The organism is Robbsia andropogonis, assembly GCF_000970345.1.
In the GTDB taxonomy this organism is placed as follows: domain Bacteria; phylum Pseudomonadota; class Gammaproteobacteria; order Burkholderiales; family Burkholderiaceae; genus Robbsia; species Robbsia andropogonis.
The window spans coordinates 207,403-226,037 of sequence record NZ_LAQU01000006.1 but is presented as its reverse complement, the minus strand read 5'-3'; the positions used below and the strand labels follow the sequence as shown (position 1 = coordinate 226,037).

The 18,635-nt window shown below is 62.1% G+C and carries 15 protein-coding genes and 1 tRNA gene; 12 read left to right on the top strand and 4 right to left on the bottom strand.

What is annotated here, in order from left to right:
• Window positions 1-389: 389 nt before the first annotated feature.
• The 9 genes from WM40_RS08475 (at window position 390) to nagZ (ending at window position 10,421) form a co-directional block, all read left to right on the top strand.
• A complete protein-coding gene (locus tag WM40_RS08475) occupies window positions 390-1,919 on the top strand; it encodes a Do family serine endopeptidase (protein WP_051504108.1) in 1,530 nt (509 codons plus the stop codon).
• Between the two features lie 349 nt (window positions 1,920-2,268).
• A complete protein-coding gene (gene lepA, locus WM40_RS08465; RefSeq protein WP_024901490.1) occupies window positions 2,269-4,062 on the top strand; it encodes a translation elongation factor 4 in 1,794 nt (597 codons plus the stop codon).
• 12 nt (window positions 4,063-4,074) lie between these two features.
• Complete coding sequence (lepB, locus tag WM40_RS08460) at window positions 4,075-4,974, top strand: signal peptidase I (RefSeq protein WP_046152636.1); 900 nt, start codon at window positions 4,075-4,077, stop codon at window positions 4,972-4,974.
• A 55-nt stretch (window positions 4,975-5,029) separates the two neighbouring features.
• A complete protein-coding gene (gene rnc, locus WM40_RS08455) occupies window positions 5,030-6,019 on the top strand; it encodes a ribonuclease III (protein ID WP_024901487.1) in 990 nt (329 codons plus the stop codon).
• Window positions 6,020-6,080: 61 nt separating this feature from the next.
• On the top strand, window positions 6,081-7,241 hold the full coding sequence (gene era, locus WM40_RS08450) for a GTPase Era (RefSeq protein ID WP_082102516.1): 1,161 nt from the start codon (window positions 6,081-6,083) through the stop codon (window positions 7,239-7,241).
• Window positions 7,241-7,987, top strand: a complete 747-nt coding sequence (recO, locus tag WM40_RS08445; RefSeq protein ID WP_024901485.1) for a DNA repair protein RecO — start codon at window positions 7,241-7,243, stop codon at window positions 7,985-7,987. Before era ends, recO begins: the two co-directional genes overlap by 1 nt.
• Before the next feature lie 19 nt (window positions 7,988-8,006).
• The gene (pdxJ, locus tag WM40_RS08440; protein ID WP_024901484.1) at window positions 8,007-8,786 is read left to right on the top strand and encodes a pyridoxine 5'-phosphate synthase; all 780 of its coding nucleotides are present in this window, start codon (window positions 8,007-8,009) and stop codon (window positions 8,784-8,786) included.
• A 124-nt stretch (window positions 8,787-8,910) separates the two neighbouring features.
• Window positions 8,911-9,327, top strand: a complete 417-nt coding sequence (gene acpS, locus WM40_RS08435) for a holo-ACP synthase (protein ID WP_024901483.1) — start codon at window positions 8,911-8,913, stop codon at window positions 9,325-9,327.
• 71 nt (window positions 9,328-9,398) lie between these two features.
• A complete protein-coding gene (nagZ, locus tag WM40_RS08430) occupies window positions 9,399-10,421 on the top strand; it encodes a beta-N-acetylhexosaminidase (RefSeq protein ID WP_036006808.1) in 1,023 nt (340 codons plus the stop codon).
• 151 nt (window positions 10,422-10,572) lie between these two features.
• On the opposite strand, the gene WM40_RS08425 is transcribed toward nagZ, so the two are convergent.
• The 4 genes from WM40_RS08425 to WM40_RS08410 all read right to left on the bottom strand — a co-directional run bounded on the left by WM40_RS08425 (window position 10,573) and on the right by WM40_RS08410 (window position 15,203).
• The gene (locus WM40_RS08425) at window positions 10,573-11,988 is read right to left on the bottom strand and encodes a sigma-54-dependent transcriptional regulator (RefSeq protein ID WP_024901481.1); all 1,416 of its coding nucleotides are present in this window, start codon (window positions 11,986-11,988) and stop codon (window positions 10,573-10,575) included.
• A 4-nt stretch (window positions 11,989-11,992) separates the two neighbouring features.
• Window positions 11,993-12,415 carry a BON domain-containing protein gene (locus WM40_RS08420; RefSeq protein WP_046152635.1) on the bottom strand — a complete coding sequence of 141 codons (423 nt, stop codon included), beginning with the start codon at window positions 12,413-12,415 and terminating at the stop codon, window positions 11,993-11,995.
• Window positions 12,416-12,861: 446 nt separating this feature from the next.
• Window positions 12,862-13,416, bottom strand: coding sequence for an elongation factor P (efp, locus tag WM40_RS08415; RefSeq protein ID WP_024901479.1), 555 nt, complete (start codon window positions 13,414-13,416; stop codon window positions 12,862-12,864).
• A gap of 347 nt (window positions 13,417-13,763) precedes the next feature.
• The gene (locus tag WM40_RS08410; RefSeq protein ID WP_046152634.1) at window positions 13,764-15,203 is read right to left on the bottom strand and encodes an elongation factor P maturation arginine rhamnosyltransferase EarP; all 1,440 of its coding nucleotides are present in this window, start codon (window positions 15,201-15,203) and stop codon (window positions 13,764-13,766) included.
• A gap of 157 nt (window positions 15,204-15,360) precedes the next feature.
• Here WM40_RS08410 and uvrC point away from each other — a divergent pair, with 157 nt between their 5' ends.
• The 3 genes from uvrC to WM40_RS08395 all read left to right on the top strand — a co-directional run bounded on the left by uvrC (window position 15,361) and on the right by WM40_RS08395 (window position 18,543).
• Entirely contained in the window at window positions 15,361-17,511 is a 2,151-nt protein-coding gene (gene uvrC, locus WM40_RS08405; protein ID WP_024901477.1) for an excinuclease ABC subunit UvrC, read from the top strand.
• A 172-nt stretch (window positions 17,512-17,683) separates the two neighbouring features.
• Window positions 17,684-18,292: a CDP-diacylglycerol--glycerol-3-phosphate 3-phosphatidyltransferase gene (gene pgsA / locus WM40_RS08400; RefSeq protein ID WP_024901476.1), complete on the top strand. Its 609-nt coding sequence runs from the start codon at window positions 17,684-17,686 to the stop codon at window positions 18,290-18,292.
• A 175-nt stretch (window positions 18,293-18,467) separates the two neighbouring features.
• Window positions 18,468-18,543 (top strand) — tRNA-Gly (locus WM40_RS08395).
• Window positions 18,544-18,635: the final 92 nt, after the last annotated feature.

The window sequence follows — 18,635 nt, the reverse complement described above, 5'->3', positions numbered from 1 at the left end:
CCGCGCCGGAGACGCAATCGGGAATGAGCCCGGCGCCAGGCACGTCCCGGTCCCCTGATGCATCGGGAGCGACGCCCCGAAAACGACAGGCATCGGACAGTGGTACGGCAGTCGTGCCCGACGCGGCAGCGTCACGTACCGGGCGAGGGGCGGTGCGTGCGGCCGCGCCAAGCGCGTCGGCTTCCGGCGCAATTGCCGTGCGTCCCGGTGTGCCCGCCGCTGGTGGCACCGGCGTGCCCCAGGGGACGGTGCTGGTGCGGCCTTTCGTGGCGCCGCCGCCGGCCTTGTCGCCATTCAGTACCGTGGTGCCCCCGCTGGCGGCATCGCAGGCCGGGCAGCAGCCTGTGCCGTCGGTCCAGGTCGCGCCCAGCGGTGCCGTATCCCCAACGATCCCCGGAGCCGTTGCCGTGCCGGGCATTGCGGGCGCACGACTGGTGCCGAACGTGATTCCTGGTGCGCCTCCGATGCTGTTGCTGCCGGATTTCGCATCGCTCGTCGACCGCGTTGGTCCGGCAGTCGTCAATATCCGCACGACCCAACGCGTTCCGGTCAATACGACCGCTCGCCGCTCTCGTCGCGGGAGTGCCGATGACGGATCAAGTGGCGACGGCGGCGATAGCGCCGCCCGCACGAGTCCGTCGGATGACATGTCGGAATTCTTCAAACGCTTCTTCGGTATTCCTCTGCCGCCGGGCATGTTCGGCAACAATGGCGGGCAGGGCGCTGCGCCGGGCGACAACGCGCCGTCCGAAGTCGAGCGCGATAATGGGGTGGGCTCGGGCTTTATCCTGTCCGCCGACGGCTATGTGATGACCAATGCGCACGTTGTCCAGGGCGCCGACGCGATTTATGTGGCGTTGACCGATCGACGCCAGTACAAGGCGCGACTGATCGGCGTGGACAAATTGACGGACGTTGCAGTGGTCAAGATCGATGCAAAGAACTTGCCGACCGTGGCGATCGGCGATTCATCGCAGGTGCGCGTCGGGGAATGGGTGCTGGCGATCGGTTCACCTTTCGGACTGGAGAACACCGTCACCGCCGGTATTGTCAGCGCGAAAAGCCGTTACACGGGGGAATACCTGCCATTCATCCAGACCGACGTGGCCGTGAATCCCGGCAACTCCGGTGGCCCGTTGATCGATTTGCAAGGCAATGTCATTGGTATCAACTCGCAGATTTACAGCAATAGCGGTGGCTTCATGGGCATCTCGTTCTCGATTCCGATCGATGAAGCGATGCGCGTGGCGAACCAGCTCGAGAAAAGTGGCGTGGTGACCCGCGGGCGCATTGGTGTGATGATCGGTCCGGTGACGTCCGATGTCGCCGAGGCGCTGGGTCTGCCGCGTGCCGAAGGGGCGCTGGTAACCGGCACGGTGCCAGATAGTCCGGCGCGTAAGGGCGGCCTGCTGCCGGGCGACATCATTCTCAATTACGACGGACGGGCCATCGACCAGTACGGTGAGCTGCCGCGCATGGTAGGCGCGGCCACGCCGGGCACCGATGCACCGCTGACCGTCTGGCGCAAGGGCCGTACGCGAACCCTGACTGTGACGGTGGCGCAACAGGAAAACGCGACCGTGGCCGAGGGCGCTGCAACCCGGCCGGACGCCTCGCAGTCCCGCTCCCTGACGTCAAATCCGCTTGGCCTGCGCGTTGCCGATCTCACCGATGCCCAGGCACGTACGATCGGTTCGCACAACGGCGTGCAGGTGTTGTCGAGTGAAGGGCCATCGCTTGCGGCTGGCATCATGAAGGGCGACATCGTGCTGCGCGTGGGCGACACCGATATCACGGACCAGCAGCAGTTCGATGCGCTGGCGCTGCGGCAATCGGGGGATCGCCCGGTGGCGCTGCTGGTGCAACGCGCGGACTTGGCCACCTTCGTCCCGGTTGTGCCGCGCGCGCCCCGTCGCTGATGCCAGGGCGTTTGTCGCATGGCGGCGCTCGCCGCCCTCGCCGGTGGGGGGGAATTGGGCTAGAATGCCGGGATTCCTTCCAGCGCACGCGCGCCCGGCTGTGGTATGCGGTAGCGTGTCCGGGACCGCTCGGCGGCCCACCGCGCTCGGTCGCCCGCTCGCTCCCCGCGATGTGTTTGTAAGCGCGGCGTGCGATGCCCTGTTTGTGACGCCCAGTTTGACGCGTATCAGCCATGTTCGCCCGGCCGACCCGATTTCAGCGCGCTTGCGGACGGATTGCGATGTGCTTACCACGCGCTTGCAATCGGGCCGCCGCGTGCCGGAACGCCTTTCTTTTTGACCCGTCCGAATGGATCATATCCGCAATTTTTCGATCATCGCGCACATCGACCACGGTAAGTCGACGCTCGCGGACCGTATCATCCAGCTGTGCGGTGGCTTGTCCGACCGTGAAATGGAGGCGCAGGTCCTCGACTCGATGGACCTCGAACGCGAACGAGGCATCACGATCAAGGCCCAGACCGCCGCGCTGAGCTATCGCGCACGCGATGGCAAGGTGTACAACCTGAACCTGATCGATACGCCGGGACACGTTGACTTCTCCTATGAAGTCAGCCGTTCGCTGTCCGCCTGCGAGGGCGCGTTGTTGGTGGTGGACGCCAGTCAGGGCGTGGAAGCGCAGACCGTGGCGAATTGCTACACGGCAATCGAGCTTGGCGTCGAGGTCGTGCCCGTCCTAAACAAGATCGACTTGCCCGCCGCCGATCCGGAGAGCGCGATCGGTGAGATCGAGGATGTCATCGGCATCGAGGCCACGGACGCCGTCCATTGCAGCGCGAAGACCGGCCTCGGGGTGGAGGATGTGCTGGAATCGCTGATCGCGAAGGTGCCGCCGCCGCAGGGTGACCCGGATGCGCCATTGCAAGCGTTGCTGGTGGACTCGTGGTTCGACAACTATGTTGGCGTCGTGATGCTGGTCCGCATCAAGAATGGCACCTTGCGGGCGAAGGACCGCATCGAGTTGATGGCCAACGGGGCGCAGTACCCGGTGGAATCGGTCGGTGTCTTCGCACCGAAGTCGCGGCCGCTCGAATCGCTGTCGGCCGGGCAAGTGGGTTTCATCATCGCCGGTATCAAGGAACTGGCGGTTGCCAAGGTCGGCGATACGATCACGCTGGCCAACCGCCGCGCGGCGGCCCCGCTGCCGGGTTTCAAGGAAGTCAAGCCGCAGGTGTTCGCCGGCCTGTATCCAGTGGAATCGAACCAGTACGATGCATTGCGCGAGTCGCTGACCAAGCTGAAACTGAACGATGCGGCGCTGCAGTTCGAACCGGAAGTCTCGCAGGCGCTAGGATTTGGTTTCCGTTGCGGCTTCCTGGGGCTGCTGCATATGGAAATCGTTCAGGAGCGGCTCGAGCGCGAGTTCGACATGGACTTGATCACCACGGCACCCACGGTGGTCTACGAAGTCTCGAAGCGCGATGGTGAAACGATCATCGTCGAGAATCCTTCGAAAATGCCGGATCCGACGTTTATCGAGGAAATTCGTGAACCGATCGTCACGTTGAATCTGTATCTGCCGCAGGAGTACGTCGGCGCGGTAATCACGCTATGTACCGGCAAGCGCGGCATGCAGATCAATATGGATTATCGCGGCAAGCAGGTCCAGCTGACCTACGAAATGCCGATGGCCGAGGTGGTGTCGAATTTCTTCGATCGGTTGAAGTCCGTGTCGCGCGGCTATGCGTCGATGGACTACGAATTCAAGGAGTATCGTGCCTCGGACGTCGTGAAAGTCGACATGCTGGTCAACGGCGAACGTGTTGATGCGTTGTCAGTCATTGTGCATCGCTCGCAATCGCAGTATCGCGGTCGCGAAGTGGCCGCCAAGATGCGTGAGATCATTCCGCGCCAGATGTACGACGTGGCGTTACAGGCGGCGATCGGACCGAACATCGTGGCCCGGGAAAATATCAAGGCCCTGCGCAAGAACGTCCTGGCCAAGTGCTATGGTGGCGACATCTCGCGAAAGAAGAAGTTGCTGGAGAAGCAGAAAGCCGGCAAGAGGCGGATGAAGCAGGTGGGTAGCGTTGAAATTCCGCAGGAGGCGTTCCTTGCCATCCTGCAGGTGGAAGACAAATAACGGAAACGCCGCATGAATTTCGAGTTGATTTTGCTGTTGTTGGTCGTGCTTACCGGTTTGGCATGGATCGCGGACAAGGTCGTGTTTCAGCCGTCACGTCGTCGACGGGCCGATGCGGCGGTGGTCGAGTTCGACCGCCAGCAGGCCGCTGCGGGTCCGGCGGGTGCCTTGTCCTTGTCGGACGCACCGGCGGAGCGCGCGCGTCGCCATGACGAAAAGTTGCGACAGCCCTGGTGGCTCGAATATTCGGCAAGCTTTTTCCCGGTGATTCTGGCTGTCTTCGTGGTTCGCTCGTTTATCGTCGAGCCTTTCAAGATTCCGTCGGGCTCCATGATCCCGACGCTGCTGGTGGGCGATTTCATCCTCGTCAACAAGTTCGACTATGGTCTGCGGCTCCCGGTATTCGACAAGAAGATCGTACCGTTAGGGGAACCGAAGCGCGGTGATGTCGTGGTCTTCCGCTATCCGAAAGATCCCTCGATCGACTACATCAAGCGCGTGATCGGCGTGCCGGGCGATATCGTGTCGTACGAGAACAAGCGTCTGAAGATCAACGGCCAGCCCATCGTGCAGACCGCCTTGCCGGATTACTTCGATTCCGACCGCGTCTCTTACTCGAAGCAATTCGAGGAAACGATCGATGGCCAGAAGAACGCGATCCTCAATTCGCCGCAGATCCCGCCTTATATCCTGGGCGCCGATGACTTCCCGTTCAAGCAGAACTGCCAGTACGACAGCGCCGGCGTGACCTGCAAGGTGCCGGCCGGGCATTACTTCATGATGGGCGATAACCGCGACGACAGCGCGGACAGTCGTTACTGGGGCTTCGTGCCGGAACGCAACATCGTGGGCAAGGCGTTCTTTGTCTGGATGAATTTTTCGGACTTGAAGCGGATTGGTCCGTTTCATTGATGGATCAGGTGGATGAGATGCGGTGGGGCGGTTGCCCGGCTGCGGGAGACGCGCGATGATTCGGGCATCGTCGCCGCTGGACGCGATGGCGCAGCGGCTTGCGCATGTGTTCGAACAGCCGGCGTTGCTGCGCCAGGCGTTGACGCATCGCAGCTATAGTGCGACCCATAACGAGCGGCTCGAATTTCTCGGGGATTCGGTGCTGAATTGCGTGGTTGCCACCTTGCTGTACCAGCGATTCCCGGAGTTGGACGAAGGCGAACTGTCACGGGTGCGCGCCAATCTGGTGCGGCAGGAAACGCTGCATGGCATCGCGCAACGGCTGGACGTATCGGGTGCGCTGGCGCTCGGCGAAGGCGAGTTGAAAAGCGGCGGCAAGCAACGACCATCGATCCTGGCGGATGCGGTGGAAGCGTTGTTTGGCGCCATCTACCTCGACGGAGGCTTCGTGGCGGCGTTCAACGCGATCGCGCGCGCCTACGACCCCGTGTTTGCGGCGCTCGATCCGGACATGCTGGGCAAGGACGCCAACAAGGACGCGAAGACGCTATTGCAGGAACGCCTGCAGGGGCGGCAGATGGCGTTACCGGTGTATACGGTGGTGGCCACCATCGGGGCGGCGCATAATCAGGAGTTCGAGGTGGCTTGCACGGTCGAACCGCTGGGGATCGCGGCGCATGGGCATGGTACAAGCCGTCGCGCGGCCGAAATGGCTGCCGCGAAAGCGGCACTTGCGCTGATGCCGGCCGAGGGAGCAAAAGGAGCGAAAGCGGCGGCGGTACGCAAGGACTCCGCGCGCGGTCAAGGCCGTCCGGCGAAAGCGGGTGCACCGGCTGCCGACGGCAAGCAGATCAAACCGTCGCACAAGACATTACGTGTCCTTCGAGCGCCCGCAAGCGGGTCTTCATCGGGTAACGCGGACCGTCCAGGCGCTGCTGCCGACGAGGCCCTGACGGTCGAGCGTACCGGTGAGACTGCCGGACGTGCCGACCGACCGACCGGGGGCAAGCGGCCTGTGCGCCGTGCCGGTCCTGCCGCAAAATAGGCTGAACCGCAGTAATTTTCGAAATGTGACCACAATAACCGTATCCGCGAGGAACGTCGCCATGACCGCCAGCCCTTCCGATCTTCCCGACGCCGACGGTGTCAAGCAAGGCAACGCCCCGCAATCCGGCACCGAGGACGCGTCCGCTCGCCGGGTTGCACGAGGCGAAACCACCGGTCACGACCATCAGGCCGGGGACGGTGAGGCCGGCCATGTCGCGGCCAGCCGGCACGCCGATGATGGCAAGGACGTGCACGAAGACGCCGACGAGGGTGATGAAGACGACGATGCCGACGGTCTGCCGGCATTCGATTGGTCGCAAGCACCGAAAGAGGCCGTGGCCGGTTTCCGTTGCGGCACCGTGGCGATCATCGGTCGCCCGAACGTCGGCAAGTCCACGCTGATGAACGCGATGGTGGGCCAGAAGGTCAGCATCACGTCGCGCAAGGCGCAAACGACGCGCCATCGGATCACCGGTATCCAGACGTTGAATGACGCGCAGTACATCTTTATCGATACGCCGGGTTTCCAGACGCGTCACAGCAATGCGCTGAACCGCACATTGAACCGGACGGTGACATCGACGCTCGCCACCGTGGACGTGATTTTGCTGGTGGTGGAGGCCGGGCGCTTCCAGCCCGAGGACAAGCAAGTGCTGGACTTGATTCCGCCCGGCGTCAAGGTCGTGCTGGTCACGAACAAGATCGACCGGGTAAAGGACAAGCAACAATTGTTGCCGTTCCTGGCCGAGATCCAGCCGCTGCGCGACTTCACCGAAGTGGTGCCGATGTCGGCAAAAGACCGGGACGATATCAAGCGGCTGCTGGGCGTGCTCCGCGCGCACCTGCCGGAAGGCGAGCCGATCTATGACCAGGAAGCCTTCACTGACCGCAGCGAGCGCTTCATGGCGGCCGAGATTGTTCGCGAGAAAGTGTTCCGTTGGACCGGTGATGAAATCCCTTATACGAGCACGGTCGTCATCGACAAGTTCGAGACCGAAGGGCGTCTGCGCCGGATCTTCGTGACGATTCTGATCGCGCGCGACACGCACAAGCCGATGATCATCGGGCAGAAGGGCGCGAAGCTGAAGCAGATCAGCACCGACGCCCGTCTGGACATGGAAAAGCTGTTCGATGGCCCGGTGTACCTGGAGGTCTGGGTCAAGGTCAAGTCAAACTGGGCCGACAACGAAGCCGGTTTGCGCGCATACGGATATGACTGATGCCGCCTGTGTCCGCGGAGCCGCAACGTAAGGTTGCCGACCAACCGGGCTTTGTCCTGCATAGCTACCCTTATCGGGAAACCAGTCTGATCATCGACGTGCTGACACGTGACCACGGTCGTGTGGCCCTGGTCGCGAAGGGTGCGAAGCGGCCGCATTCGGCCTTGCGCGGCGTTCTGCAGACGTTTCAGCCGTTGTCGCTGCGATGGAGCGGGCGCGGCGAAGTCCGTACGTTGACCGGCGCCGAATGGGTGGGCGGCATGCTGCCGTTGGCCGGCGACGCGTTGGTCTGCGGCTTCTACGTCAACGAGTTGATTGTGCGCTTCTGCGCGCGCGAGGACCCGCATCCGGCTTTGTTTCACCACTACGCGGTGACGCTGGCGCGGCTGGCGCATGACGAGCCGGCCGCGCTCGTATTGCGGTCCTTCGAACGGATGCTGTTGCGCGAGACCGGTTACGCGGTCACCTTCAATCCCGGCAGCATGGGCGAGCGCGCCGCACCGCCGGACGCGGCCGGTGCCTATGTGTTCGATCCGGAGAGGGGTGCCCGCATTGCACGCGACAGCGATCCGCCGGAGTGGCCGCGCGTGGATGGCCGCACGCTGCTGGATATGGATGCCGACGACTATTCGGCGCCGCGAACGATTGCGCAGAGCAAGACCTTGATGCGTTTTCTGTTGCACTACCATCTGGGAGGCGTGCCTTTGAACACGCGCCAGATCCTGATCGACCTGCAAAAGCTCTAACGGGCTGGAGGCTTGTTTTATGAATCCCCTCGCGGCATTCGGCGCGGCGCCGGCCTTTATCGGACTGGGCGTGAATATCGACCACGTCGCCACGCTGCGCAACGCGCGCGGCACGACCTATCCCGATCCGATCGCCGCTGCGCTGCGTGCCGAGGAAGCGGGGGCCGATGCCATCACATTGCATCTGCGTGAAGACCGGCGCCACATTCGTGACGCGGACGTCCGCGCGATCCGGCCAGCGTTGCGCACGCGGATGAATCTGGAATGCGCGGTGACTTCCGAGATGATCGATATCGCCTGCGAGATCGCCCCGCAGGACGTCTGCCTCGTGCCCGAAAAGCGCGAGGAAGTGACCACGGAAGGGGGGCTGGATGTCGTCGCGCACTTCGACGCGGTACAGAAGGCCTGCGCCACGCTGGCGCGTGCCGGCATTCGCGTGTCCTTATTCATCGATGCGGACCCTGCGCAGATCCGCGCTGCCCGGCAGGTGGGGGCACCGCTGATCGAATTGCATACCGGCCGCTATGCCGAAACGGAAGGCGCCGCACAACAGGTTGAATTGGCACGCGTTGCCGAAGGGGTGGACCTGGGCGTCTCATTAGGTCTGATCGTCAATGCCGGCCATGGCTTGCATTATCAGAATGTGCAGCCGGTTGCCGCGCTGCAGGGCATCACGGAGCTGAACATCGGCCATGCGATCGTCGCGCATGCGGTCTTCGCGGGTTGGGAAAACGCGGTGCGCGAAATGAAGGCGATCATGGTGTCGGCGCGTTTCGGCGCGCAAGGCATCGGAAGGTAATCCGGCGCGCCAGCGCCGTGCTGGCCGGATATGCGGGTGGCGCCAGGGCGCGCCGCGCGACGATGATAGTATCCTCGATACCTACGTGTGTCCGGCATCGGCGACAACGCACGAAGGAGGGCCAATGATTTTTGGGATCGGCAGCGACATTATCGATATTCGCCGCGTGGCCGCCACGATGGAACGCACGGGCGGGCGCTTCGTCGAGAAAGTGCTGGGTCCGCAGGAGATCGCGATCTACGAAGCACGCCGGGCACGATCCGCCGCGCGGGGCCTGGCGTTTCTTTCCACGCGTTTCGCGGCGAAAGAGGCTTTTTCGAAGGCCATCGGCCTGGGGATCCATATGCCGATGACCTGGCGCGCGATGCAGACCCTCAACCGTCCGGGTGGCGCGCCGATCGTACAGACGAGCGGCGCGTTGAGCGAATGGGTCGACGCTCGCGGACTGACGTTCCACGTGACGCTTAGCGACGAACGCGATTATGCGATCGCGTATGTGATTGCAGAACAACGAGACAAGGAGCAGACGACACACCGATGACCGAACAACGTACTGGCAGTTGGATTGAACGTAGCCCCCTGGACCTGACACGCCGCGGTCCCGGCCCGGTGATGATCGATGTCCCCGGCCTGGTTCTGGACGAACACGACGCGCGGCGCATTGCACATCCGTTGACGGGTGGCGTGATTCTGTTCGCACGCAACTACCAGAATCGCGCGCAACTGAGCTTGTTGACGCACCAGATCCGGTCACTCCGTCCGGACATCCTGATTGCCGTCGATCAGGAGGGGGGGCGCGTACAGCGCTTCAAGACCGAAGGCTTCACGCCGCTGCCATCGATGGCTCGACTTGGAGCCCGGTGGGACGAGGATGTGCTGGGCGCCATCGAGGACGCTACATCCGTGGGCTTCGTTCTCGGCAGCGAGTTACGCGCAAGCGGCATCGATCTCAGTTTCACGCCGGTGCTGGATCTGCATTATGGCGCGTCGAAGGTTATCGGTGATCGCGCGTTCCATCATGATCCGCGTGTCGTCACGCTGCTGTCGCGTGCACTGACTCACGGGCTGTCCCTGGCAGGCATGGCGAACTGCGGCAAACATTTCCCCGGTCATGGCTTCGTCGCGGCGGATACGCATCTGCACGCCGCAATCGACGATCGCCCGCTGGCGGAAATCATGACCGCGGACCTGCTCCCCTATCTGCGTTCCGGTGCAACGCTCTATGCCGTGATGGCCGCGCATGTGTTGTATCCGCAGGTCGACCCGTCGTTGCCGGCCTGTTTTTCGCGGATCTGGTTGCAGCGGATATTACGTCGGGAAATGGGTTTCCATGGCGCGGTCTTCAGCGACGACTTGTCAATGGAAGGCGCGCGTGTGGCGGGTGATGTCGTGCGCGGCGCACAGATGGCGCTCGATGCGGGATGCGATATGGTGCTCGTCTGCAATGACCCTGAACGGGCGGACCTGGTGCTCAACAACCTGCATCGCAGTGCGACCCGCGCGTCGATGCGTCGTATCAAGCGTTTGCAGGCGCGCGGCAAGCCGGTGATCTGGAGCAAGCTGTTACGGCAGCCGGAGTATCTTGCCGCGAAGGCAAAGGTCGCATGTCTGACGGCCTTGCATACCGGGCAGTAGCAGGCTGGCGCAACGGAGCTATCGCAATAGCGCAAACTGATGGCGATGCGATGCGATGCGATGCGATACGCTTACGAGACGAGACCGCCACGATTTTCGGAGGGTGCCACGGTGAGGGGAGGTTCAACCCTTGCCGCGGCGTCTCTCGTGCTTAGTCTTCCATCTTCATCCGTTGCAGCTTGTTGTACAACGTCTTGGGACTGATGCCGAGCATCGATGCCGCGCGATGGCGCGTCCCGCCCACCGCTTCCAGCGTGGCGCGGATCAGCAACTCTTCCACATCATCCAACGGCATGCCGACGGTGATCTCGATGCTGCCGGGCCGTATTTTCTGGCCACTGCTGGCGGGCGCCAGCGATTCGATCGTCGTCTCTAGCGGGCCGGTCTGTTTGTAGGCAGCTTCCACAGCGTCCTGCAGTTCGCGTACGTTGCCGGGCCATTGGTACTGTTCAAGCCCGCGCAACGCCAATGAGGCCAAGTACTTTGGCACGCTCGGTGGCGTCGTGCCGTCGGTGTTCTGGGCATTGGTGGAGAGCTCGGACTCGTTGAGCTGGTCGACGAAATGCTGCGCGAGCATCTCGACGTCTCCCAGGCGTTCACGCAATGCCGGCACGGCGATGGCTTGCGGTACGAGCAGGCGGTACAGGTCATCGCGCAAACGCCCTTCGCCGAGGGCCTGCATCGGGTCCTCGTGCGATGCCGCGACCAATCGGAAGTCCGCCGGAATATCGTGTGTGCCGCCGACGCGCCGGAATGTGTGCTGGCTCAGCACGGCAACCAACTGGCGCTGCTGTTCGACCGACAGGTGCGTGATGTCATCGATATACAGCGTGCCGCCGGTTGCACGCTCGCAGGCACCCAACGTACGGCCTTCGCCCATGACGGCTTGCAGCGGCGCGCCGTTGCGCTCCTGGCCGAACAACAGCACGGATGCCGGTCGCGCGTCCGGATCGCCGACAGTACCGCAATCGAACGTGACGAACGGTGCCTTGCGTCGGCGGCTGCCATGATGAATCGCGCGTGCGACCGTTTCCTTGCCTGTCCCCGTTTCGCCGACAAGCAAGACCGGGCCTTCCGTTGCCGCGATTCGTTCGACGTCATCGTACAGACGCTGCATCGCGGGCGAGCGGCCGACCAACGGTCCGTAGCGGCCAAGTTGCCGTAGCGTCAGCTTCAGCGTCTGAACTTCCTCCGTCAACTCGTACGGACGGGGAATGCGTGCGAGCAGGCTGCGAAGGCGCGGGATGCTGACCGGCTTCAGGAGATAGTCCCAGATACCATGACGCAATCCCGCTATCGCACTCTCCACGGTTGCATTGCCGGTCATCACGATGACCGGCACATTGCCGTCGGGCGGCTGCACTGGAAGGCTGGGCAGCAGGTCGAGACCTTTGCCGTCCGGCAGGTTCAAATCAATCAGCACGACGTCCGGAATAAAGCGCGTCAGGGCTTGCCGCGCTTCTGCGAGCGTCATCGCCGTGTCGACGGAAAAGCCGTCGGCATCAAGGATTGCGGCCAGGCCGGACAAACTATTCGGGTCGTCTTCGACGATCAACGCGTGCGGCATTGGGTTACTCGGAGCGAGAAGGTTTGGGGGAATCGGTCTTGGCCGATTCGCTAATGGAAAGCGCGTTCGAACGCGATGCCGAGATCGGACGCAGGTGCAAGTCACTTTGTACCGCCTGAACACCACCGACGGCACGTACCGCCGCCAGCGCATCCGACATTTGCCTGGCGCTATCGACATTGCCCAGCAGTGTCACGCTGCCATGCAGCACCCGAATGCGAATCCTGCCATTCTGCAGTGCCTCGGCAGTGGCGGGATCGACGGACATCGCCTGATGCACCCGATCGGCAATGGCCATATCACTGTCATAGGCCTGCGCACCGTCGCGCGCCGCACCGGTACAGCTTGTCAACGTGGCGGTCATGCAAAGCAGCGTGGCACCCAGGAGCATGCCACCAGGCGCACGCACACGCGACAAAAACGACATGTGGTTTCCCCGATCAAAATGACATACGTCACACCGATGCGGTGCCTGCAAGAGGCGCTCGCCGTGACGGCCGCTGATACACGTCGGCCAATCGACATCAATCGCTTCGTTGGCGTGACAATCTTACGGTAAGCATAAGCCATGCCATGCGTTTGAATGGCAAAACTGACGAATCAGGCGGAAGAATCGATACCAAAAAACGCGGCTTTTACCGGACAATCTTCACGACGCGCCGCGATTAACCAATCCGGGGTACGAATCGAAATCGGTAAAATGGTAGGACCAAGGTAAATTTTGCGGTAACAAAAAAGAACAAGCCCGTCGTCTCAGCCGAGAGGACGGGCTTTTAGCATCATGTTGCGTGGCCGGTTCGACAGGGACGTCAGCCTATGCCGGCCATGCCTCCCCGTTCGCCTGTAACCGATGGGGGCGGCAGTACGCCGAGCTTACGCCCGGCTACGGTATTCGCCGGTACGGGTATCGATTTCGATCTTGTCGCCAATGTTGCAAAACAACGGCACGGGGATATTTTTGCGATCATTGATCTTGGCCGGCTTCATGACCTTACCCGAGGTGTCGCCCTTGACTGCCGGTTCCGTGTACAGGATTTCACGGACGATGACGGTCGGCATGTCGACGGCGATAGCGCGTTCGTTGTAGAACACGATTTCCACGGCCATCGCATCTTCGAGGTAGTCGAGCGCGTCGCCCATGCTTTCTTCGTCGATTTCGTACTGGTTGTAGTCTGCGTCCATGAATACATACATCGGGTCCGCGAAGTACGAGTACGTGACTTCCTTGCGTTCCAGTACCACGACGTCGAACTTGTCGTCGGCCTTGTAGACGGTTTCCTGCCCCGCGTTCGTCAGCAGATTCTTCATCTTCATCTTGACGACGGCGGAGTTGCGGCCCGACTTGTTGTATTCGGCCTTCAAAATAACCATCGCATCGCTGCCGACCATTACGACGTTACCGACACGGAGTTCTTGAGCTGTCTTCATAAAAAAAATAGTCCTGTGCAAAAAGCGTCGGCCTGTAAGTAAGGCCGGTCCGGTTGCCAACCCGCCTACGCGTCGGGCGCGTCGGCACGCAGACGCCGGCCTGCTGACCTGCACCGTCGCCGGGCGCTGCATTGCCACTGTTTAAAGTGGGCGCAGCGGGGTTCGGCAAACGGGCGTCGGGGCGACAGCATCATACGTGCACCACACGACCAGACGATGACGGCGTTTCGGTCCGAAACCGACGACATCCCGTATCCGCCGTGGCACCGTGAGAGCAAGGGTAAGGCAAACCGTTCATTTTACCCGAGATTTCCGGCGCTGCGGTACCGTTTGCAGGGGTGGCCGCCCTAATGCATGCCACGTTTTCCGGCGTAGAAGCGCACCAGATTGCCGGCCAGATCGCCCGGCGCTTGCAGGTGCTCGGCCCATCGCACGCCACCGTGCCGCAGCATCGACCATTGTCCGACGTAGTCGCGCCACGTTTGAAGCCAGTCCAGATCCATCGCTTGGGTAAGGGAAGGCGCATCCGCGAGGCCACCCAGCCTGTTCCATCGATACCAGATCGCACGCATCGCCGCGGCCGCGCCAGCTGACAGTGCGGCGCCGGTGCAATACGCTGTCAACGCCGCATCGAGTTTCGGCACATGCGCCGCGCCTTCCTGAGGATAGATATGCCAGACAAACGGCCGCCGGGCCCATTGCGCCCGCACGAACGAGTCCTCGCCTCGTACGAAATTGAGATTGGCCAGCCATAGAAGCCGGTCATAGTCGGGCTGGGAGAGGAACGGAATCGCGCGTACCGTCAATGCGCCGCGTTGTAACGTTTCGCCGATACGCAGCGTGTCGCGTTGGAAAAACGCCGCCGCTTGCGAGGTGATCCGGCCGTGCGGCACGAGGACCGTGATGCCGTGCCACGCCGAACCAGGTGTGTCTTTCGCATGCCACCACGGATTCGACCACGCATGCAGCAGGCCATCCAAGGTTGGATTCTCATAAGCGAACAACGTGATGACGAACTGATCGGTAGCCGGGCGATCCAGTCCCAGCGTCCGCCAGAACGTTGTTTGTGCCTCCGGGTCATCCAGGAAGTTGCGCCGATCCGCATCAAGGTCGCGCTCGCGCAGCACGCCGCCGGTTCCCGGCTGAAGGCCTGGAAAGAAAAACGTTTTCTCCAGGCCGTGCCGTGGATGCCGAGACGGCATCAGGTGACAATCCGTCACCCAGTCCTCGGCGCTCAGGTATTCGAGATTCAACCAGACCGGCGGTGTCGCGCGCGCGGCCATTGCGGTCAGCACGGCGTCGGGCAGCTCGCAGGCAAAGGCCTCGATGACGATGTCGCCCGGGTCGGCACCGTCGGGCCAGACGACGCCATCGGGGCGGGGAGCACCATCGATGCCCAGGCCGGGCCAGCACAGGATGGCGACACCGTCGATTGTCGCCAGGGTCGGCAACGCGCTTGCCTCACAGGGATTGCGCGGTAGCGCCGCAGCCGGCCCGTGCATGCCGGTATCGGATGCCTCGCTTTCTCGCTGCGCAAGCGCTTCTCTACCGTGCCCTTCCGCGAACGCCGGCGCATCTGGCAGGAATGCGCGCAAAACCTCGGGTAGGTCGATATAGAGCCGGACGCGCCAGCCGTACTCGCGTCGCAGTTGCCGGGCAAGACGCCAGCAAACACCCGCATCGCCGAAATTGTCGACGACACGGCAGAACAATGCACAGGATGTCTCCGTTGCCGGCGTGATTTGTCGGATGGCGGAAGCGCTGGCGGGATCGGGAACGTTGCACATCGAGTGAGTGGGTGGCGATTGCTCTAGAATCGGGATTTTAGTGCAATCGTCCCGTCCGCTCCGCATGCCTGTTTCCGATCCCCCCGCTTCCGCCGCCGCCGCCGCCGCCGCTGGTACCGTCGGCCATCCGCCGCGCGACCGCGCCGAGGACGCCAACATGCCCGCGTCCACCACCGCATCGCCACCCGGTGCATCGTCGCCGGATGGGGCACCATGCGACGCTGCGCCCTTCGATGCCAAGGCAGCGCTGGCGCAGTTGCCGAATTTACCTGGTGTCTACCGATATTTCGACGCCGGGGGAAACGTGTTGTATGTTGGCAAGGCGCGAGATCTGAAGAAGCGGGTATCCAGCTATTTCGTGAAGACGCTTGCCTCGCCGCGTATCGCGATGATGGTGTCGCGCATCGCCCGACTCGAGACGACGGTCACCCGCTCCGAGGCCGAAGCCTTACTGCTGGAAAACAACCTGATCAAGGCGCTGACGCCGCGGTACAACATTCTGTTCCGTGATGATAAGTCGTACCCCTATCTGAAGCTCACCGGGCACGCCTTTCCGCGGATGGCGTACTACCGCGGCGCGGTGGATCGCAAGAACCAATACTTCGGCCCCTTTCCCAGCGCATGGGCGGTCCGGGAAAGCATCCAGATCCTGCAGCGTGTTTTCCAATTGCGTACGTGCGAGGACTCGGTCTTCAATAACCGCACGCGTCCGTGCCTGCTGCATCCTATCGGCCGTTGCACGGCGCCTTGCGTGGGCGAAATCAACCAGGAGGATTACGCGCGCGACGTACGGAACGCATCGCGCTTTTTGCTAGGGCAACAGGGCGAGGTCATGCGCGACCTCGAAGCAAAGATGCAGGGATTTGCATCGGAGCTGAAATTTGAGCAGGCGGCGATCGTACGCAATCAGATGAGCGCCTTGTCAAAGGTGTTGCATCAACAGACCGTCGAGACCGAGGGTGGCAGCGATGTCGACATCATCGCCGTGGTGGCGCAAGGCGGCCGTGTCTGTGTGAACCTGGCGATGGTTCGCGGCGGCCGTCATCTGGGCGACAAGGCTTATTTCCCGACGCAAGTCGACAGTGGTGTGGCGATGGCCGTGGCGGAGGGCGACGTGCTGGACGTATCGGCACACGCGGAGGGGGCCGACGTGGACGACGTGACGTTGGAAGTGGAGGTATTGGAGGCGTTTATCGGCCAGCATTACACCGGGCAGCCGGTGCCACCGATTCTGATTGTCAGCCATGCACTGGCGAATCGCGAGTTGATCACGATGCTGGGTGAGCAGGCCCAGCGTCGCGTCACGGTGTTGCGCCAGCCCCAGGGACAGCGCAAGGTCTGGCTGACCATGGCCGAGCATAATGCGCGCCTGGCGCTGGCGCGAGTGTTGTCGGAGCAGGGTGCGCAGCGTACCCGCACACAGGCGCTGGTGGATACCTTGAAGATGGGTTTTGACGACCTAGATACGCTGCGCGTCGAATGTTTCGACATCAGCCATACGATGGGCGAGGCCACGCAGGCATCGTGCGTCGTCTATCACCATCACAAGATGCAGAACGGTGAGTACCGAAGATACAACATCACCGGGATTACGCCGGGCGACGATTACGCGGCGATGCGGCAGGTGTTGACGCGCCGCTACGAGAAGATGGTCATGCAGGACCGCGGGGATGAAGACGTTACAGTCGTCGATGACGAGACGCCGCGGCTCGATGCGATCGATGCCGCGGAAGCCGCCGACGGTGATATGCATGACGCCGTATCTGAAGCATCCGATGCCGGCGATGATTGGCGTGCCGGCGAGGACGTCGATGTCGCGCGGGAAGACGTGCCGGGCAGTGCGCCCGCGCGCCCGGCGTCACGGTTCCCGAATATCGTGTTGATCGATGGCGGCAAGGGACAGGTTGAAATGGCGCGACAGGTCTTCAGCGAACTGGGACTCGACATCGGCTTGATCGTCGGTGTCGCGAAAGGCGAGGGCCGGAAGGTCGGCCTTGAAACGTTGGTTTTTGCCGATGGCAGGCCCGCGCTGGAATTGGGCAAGGACAGTGCCGCGTTGATGCTGATTGCGCAGATCCGCGACGAAGCCCACCGTTTCGCGATCACGGGTATGCGTGCAAAGCGGGCGAAAACGCGGCAGCAGAGCCGACTGGAAGAGCTGGATGGCGTCGGCGCGAAACGGCGGCAGCGTCTGCTCGCGCGCTTCGGCGGGCTGCGCGGCGTCATGGCCGCCAGCATTGATGAGATCGCCAGCGTAGAGGGGATATCGCATGCGCTGGCGGAACAGATCTATCAGCAATTGCACTGAACCACGCGCCGCAGCACAATTTGAAGCGCTAAGGTGGAGGCGGGATGCATCCGCTGCGGAAAGGCGACAGCCGCTTGCACCGATGGGTGCCGCCCTCTTGTTCAATCAACGTTATGATTCGCTTGTTCGTGCTCGTTTCGGGTTCCCGCGTGTATTACCTTTCGTCATACTGATGCCGTTCAATCTTCCGATTTTCCTGACCTGGTTGCGCATTGTCGCCATCCCGCTGGTGGTGGGGGTCTTTTATTTGCCAGACAACGTCATGCCGCCGGTGACGCGGGATGTGGTGGCATGCGTGCTGTTCGTCGTGGCGGCATTGACAGATTGGTTTGATGGCTATCTGGCGCGCAAGCTGAATCAGACCTCGGCATTCGGCGCGTTTCTCGATCCGGTCGCCGATAAATTGATGGTGACCGCGTCATTGCTCGTGCTGGTGCATCTGACGCGCGTCGACTCTGCCATCGCGTTGGTTATCGTGGGTCGGGAGATCACGATCTCGGCGCTGCGTGAATGGATGGCGCAGATCGGTGCATCGAAGAGCGTGGCCGTCAACTCGCTGGGCAAGATCAAAACGGCTTGCCAGATGGTGGCGATTCCGATGCTGCTGTTCCATCAGGTGCTGGTAGTGGGGCCGGTGTCGATCGATATCCAGAAGTGGGGTACATGGCTGCTTTACGTGGCCGCGGTGCTGACGATCTGGTCGATGCTCTACTACATGAAGCTGGCATGGCCGCAGATTCGTGAGAAGACGGAAGCGGAAGCGGCGCAGAAACGCTTGTGACCGTGTGCCGTCGATACCGTTGTGATGGCAGCCGCAATGGTTATGACGGGTATCCCGGCGCGTTAGAAATTTTTGCAAAAGCGGTTGACACGCCATAGGCGTTTGGACATAATCTCGTTCTCCCGCAACAACTGCCTGGCAGCGACGGTAGCGGGAAATAAGTGTTGTGAATAATGCGGGAGTAGCTCAGTTGGTAGAGCGCAACCTTGCCAAGGTTGAGGTCGCGAGTTCGAGCCTCGTCTCCCGCTCCAGATTTGAAGTCGTTATCCGATGGTGTGTGTCATCGGGAACGTATGCAGAAAGCGCAGGAGTCATGCCGGCGCAAGTAGGTGCAGTACCTGTT

Bases quoted from the DNA above. Each gene is read 5' to 3' on its own strand.
- lepA (WP_024901490.1), top strand. From the start codon at position 2,269: ATGGATCATATCCGCAATTTTTCGATCATCGCGCACATCGACCACGGT.
- lepB (WP_046152636.1), top strand. From the start codon at position 4,075: ATGAATTTCGAGTTGATTTTGCTGTTGTTGGTCGTGCTTACCGGTTTG.
- rnc (WP_024901487.1), top strand. From the start codon at position 5,030: ATGATTCGGGCATCGTCGCCGCTGGACGCGATGGCGCAGCGGCTTGCG.
- era (WP_082102516.1), top strand. From the start codon at position 6,081: ATGACCGCCAGCCCTTCCGATCTTCCCGACGCCGACGGTGTCAAGCAA.
- recO (WP_024901485.1), top strand. From the start codon at position 7,241: ATGCCGCCTGTGTCCGCGGAGCCGCAACGTAAGGTTGCCGACCAACCG.
- pdxJ (WP_024901484.1), top strand. From the start codon at position 8,007: ATGAATCCCCTCGCGGCATTCGGCGCGGCGCCGGCCTTTATCGGACTG.
- acpS (WP_024901483.1), top strand. From the start codon at position 8,911: ATGATTTTTGGGATCGGCAGCGACATTATCGATATTCGCCGCGTGGCC.
- nagZ (WP_036006808.1), top strand. From the start codon at position 9,399: ATGATCGATGTCCCCGGCCTGGTTCTGGACGAACACGACGCGCGGCGC.
- WM40_RS08425 (WP_024901481.1), bottom strand. From the start codon at position 11,988: ATGCCGCACGCGTTGATCGTCGAAGACGACCCGAATAGTTTGTCCGGC.
- WM40_RS08420 (WP_046152635.1), bottom strand. From the start codon at position 12,415: ATGTCGTTTTTGTCGCGTGTGCGTGCGCCTGGTGGCATGCTCCTGGGT.
- efp (WP_024901479.1), bottom strand. From the start codon at position 13,416: ATGAAGACAGCTCAAGAACTCCGTGTCGGTAACGTCGTAATGGTCGGC.
- WM40_RS08410 (WP_046152634.1), bottom strand. From the start codon at position 15,203: ATGTGCAACGTTCCCGATCCCGCCAGCGCTTCCGCCATCCGACAAATC.
- uvrC (WP_024901477.1), top strand. From the start codon at position 15,361: ATGCCCGCGTCCACCACCGCATCGCCACCCGGTGCATCGTCGCCGGAT.
- pgsA (WP_024901476.1), top strand. From the start codon at position 17,684: ATGCCGTTCAATCTTCCGATTTTCCTGACCTGGTTGCGCATTGTCGCC.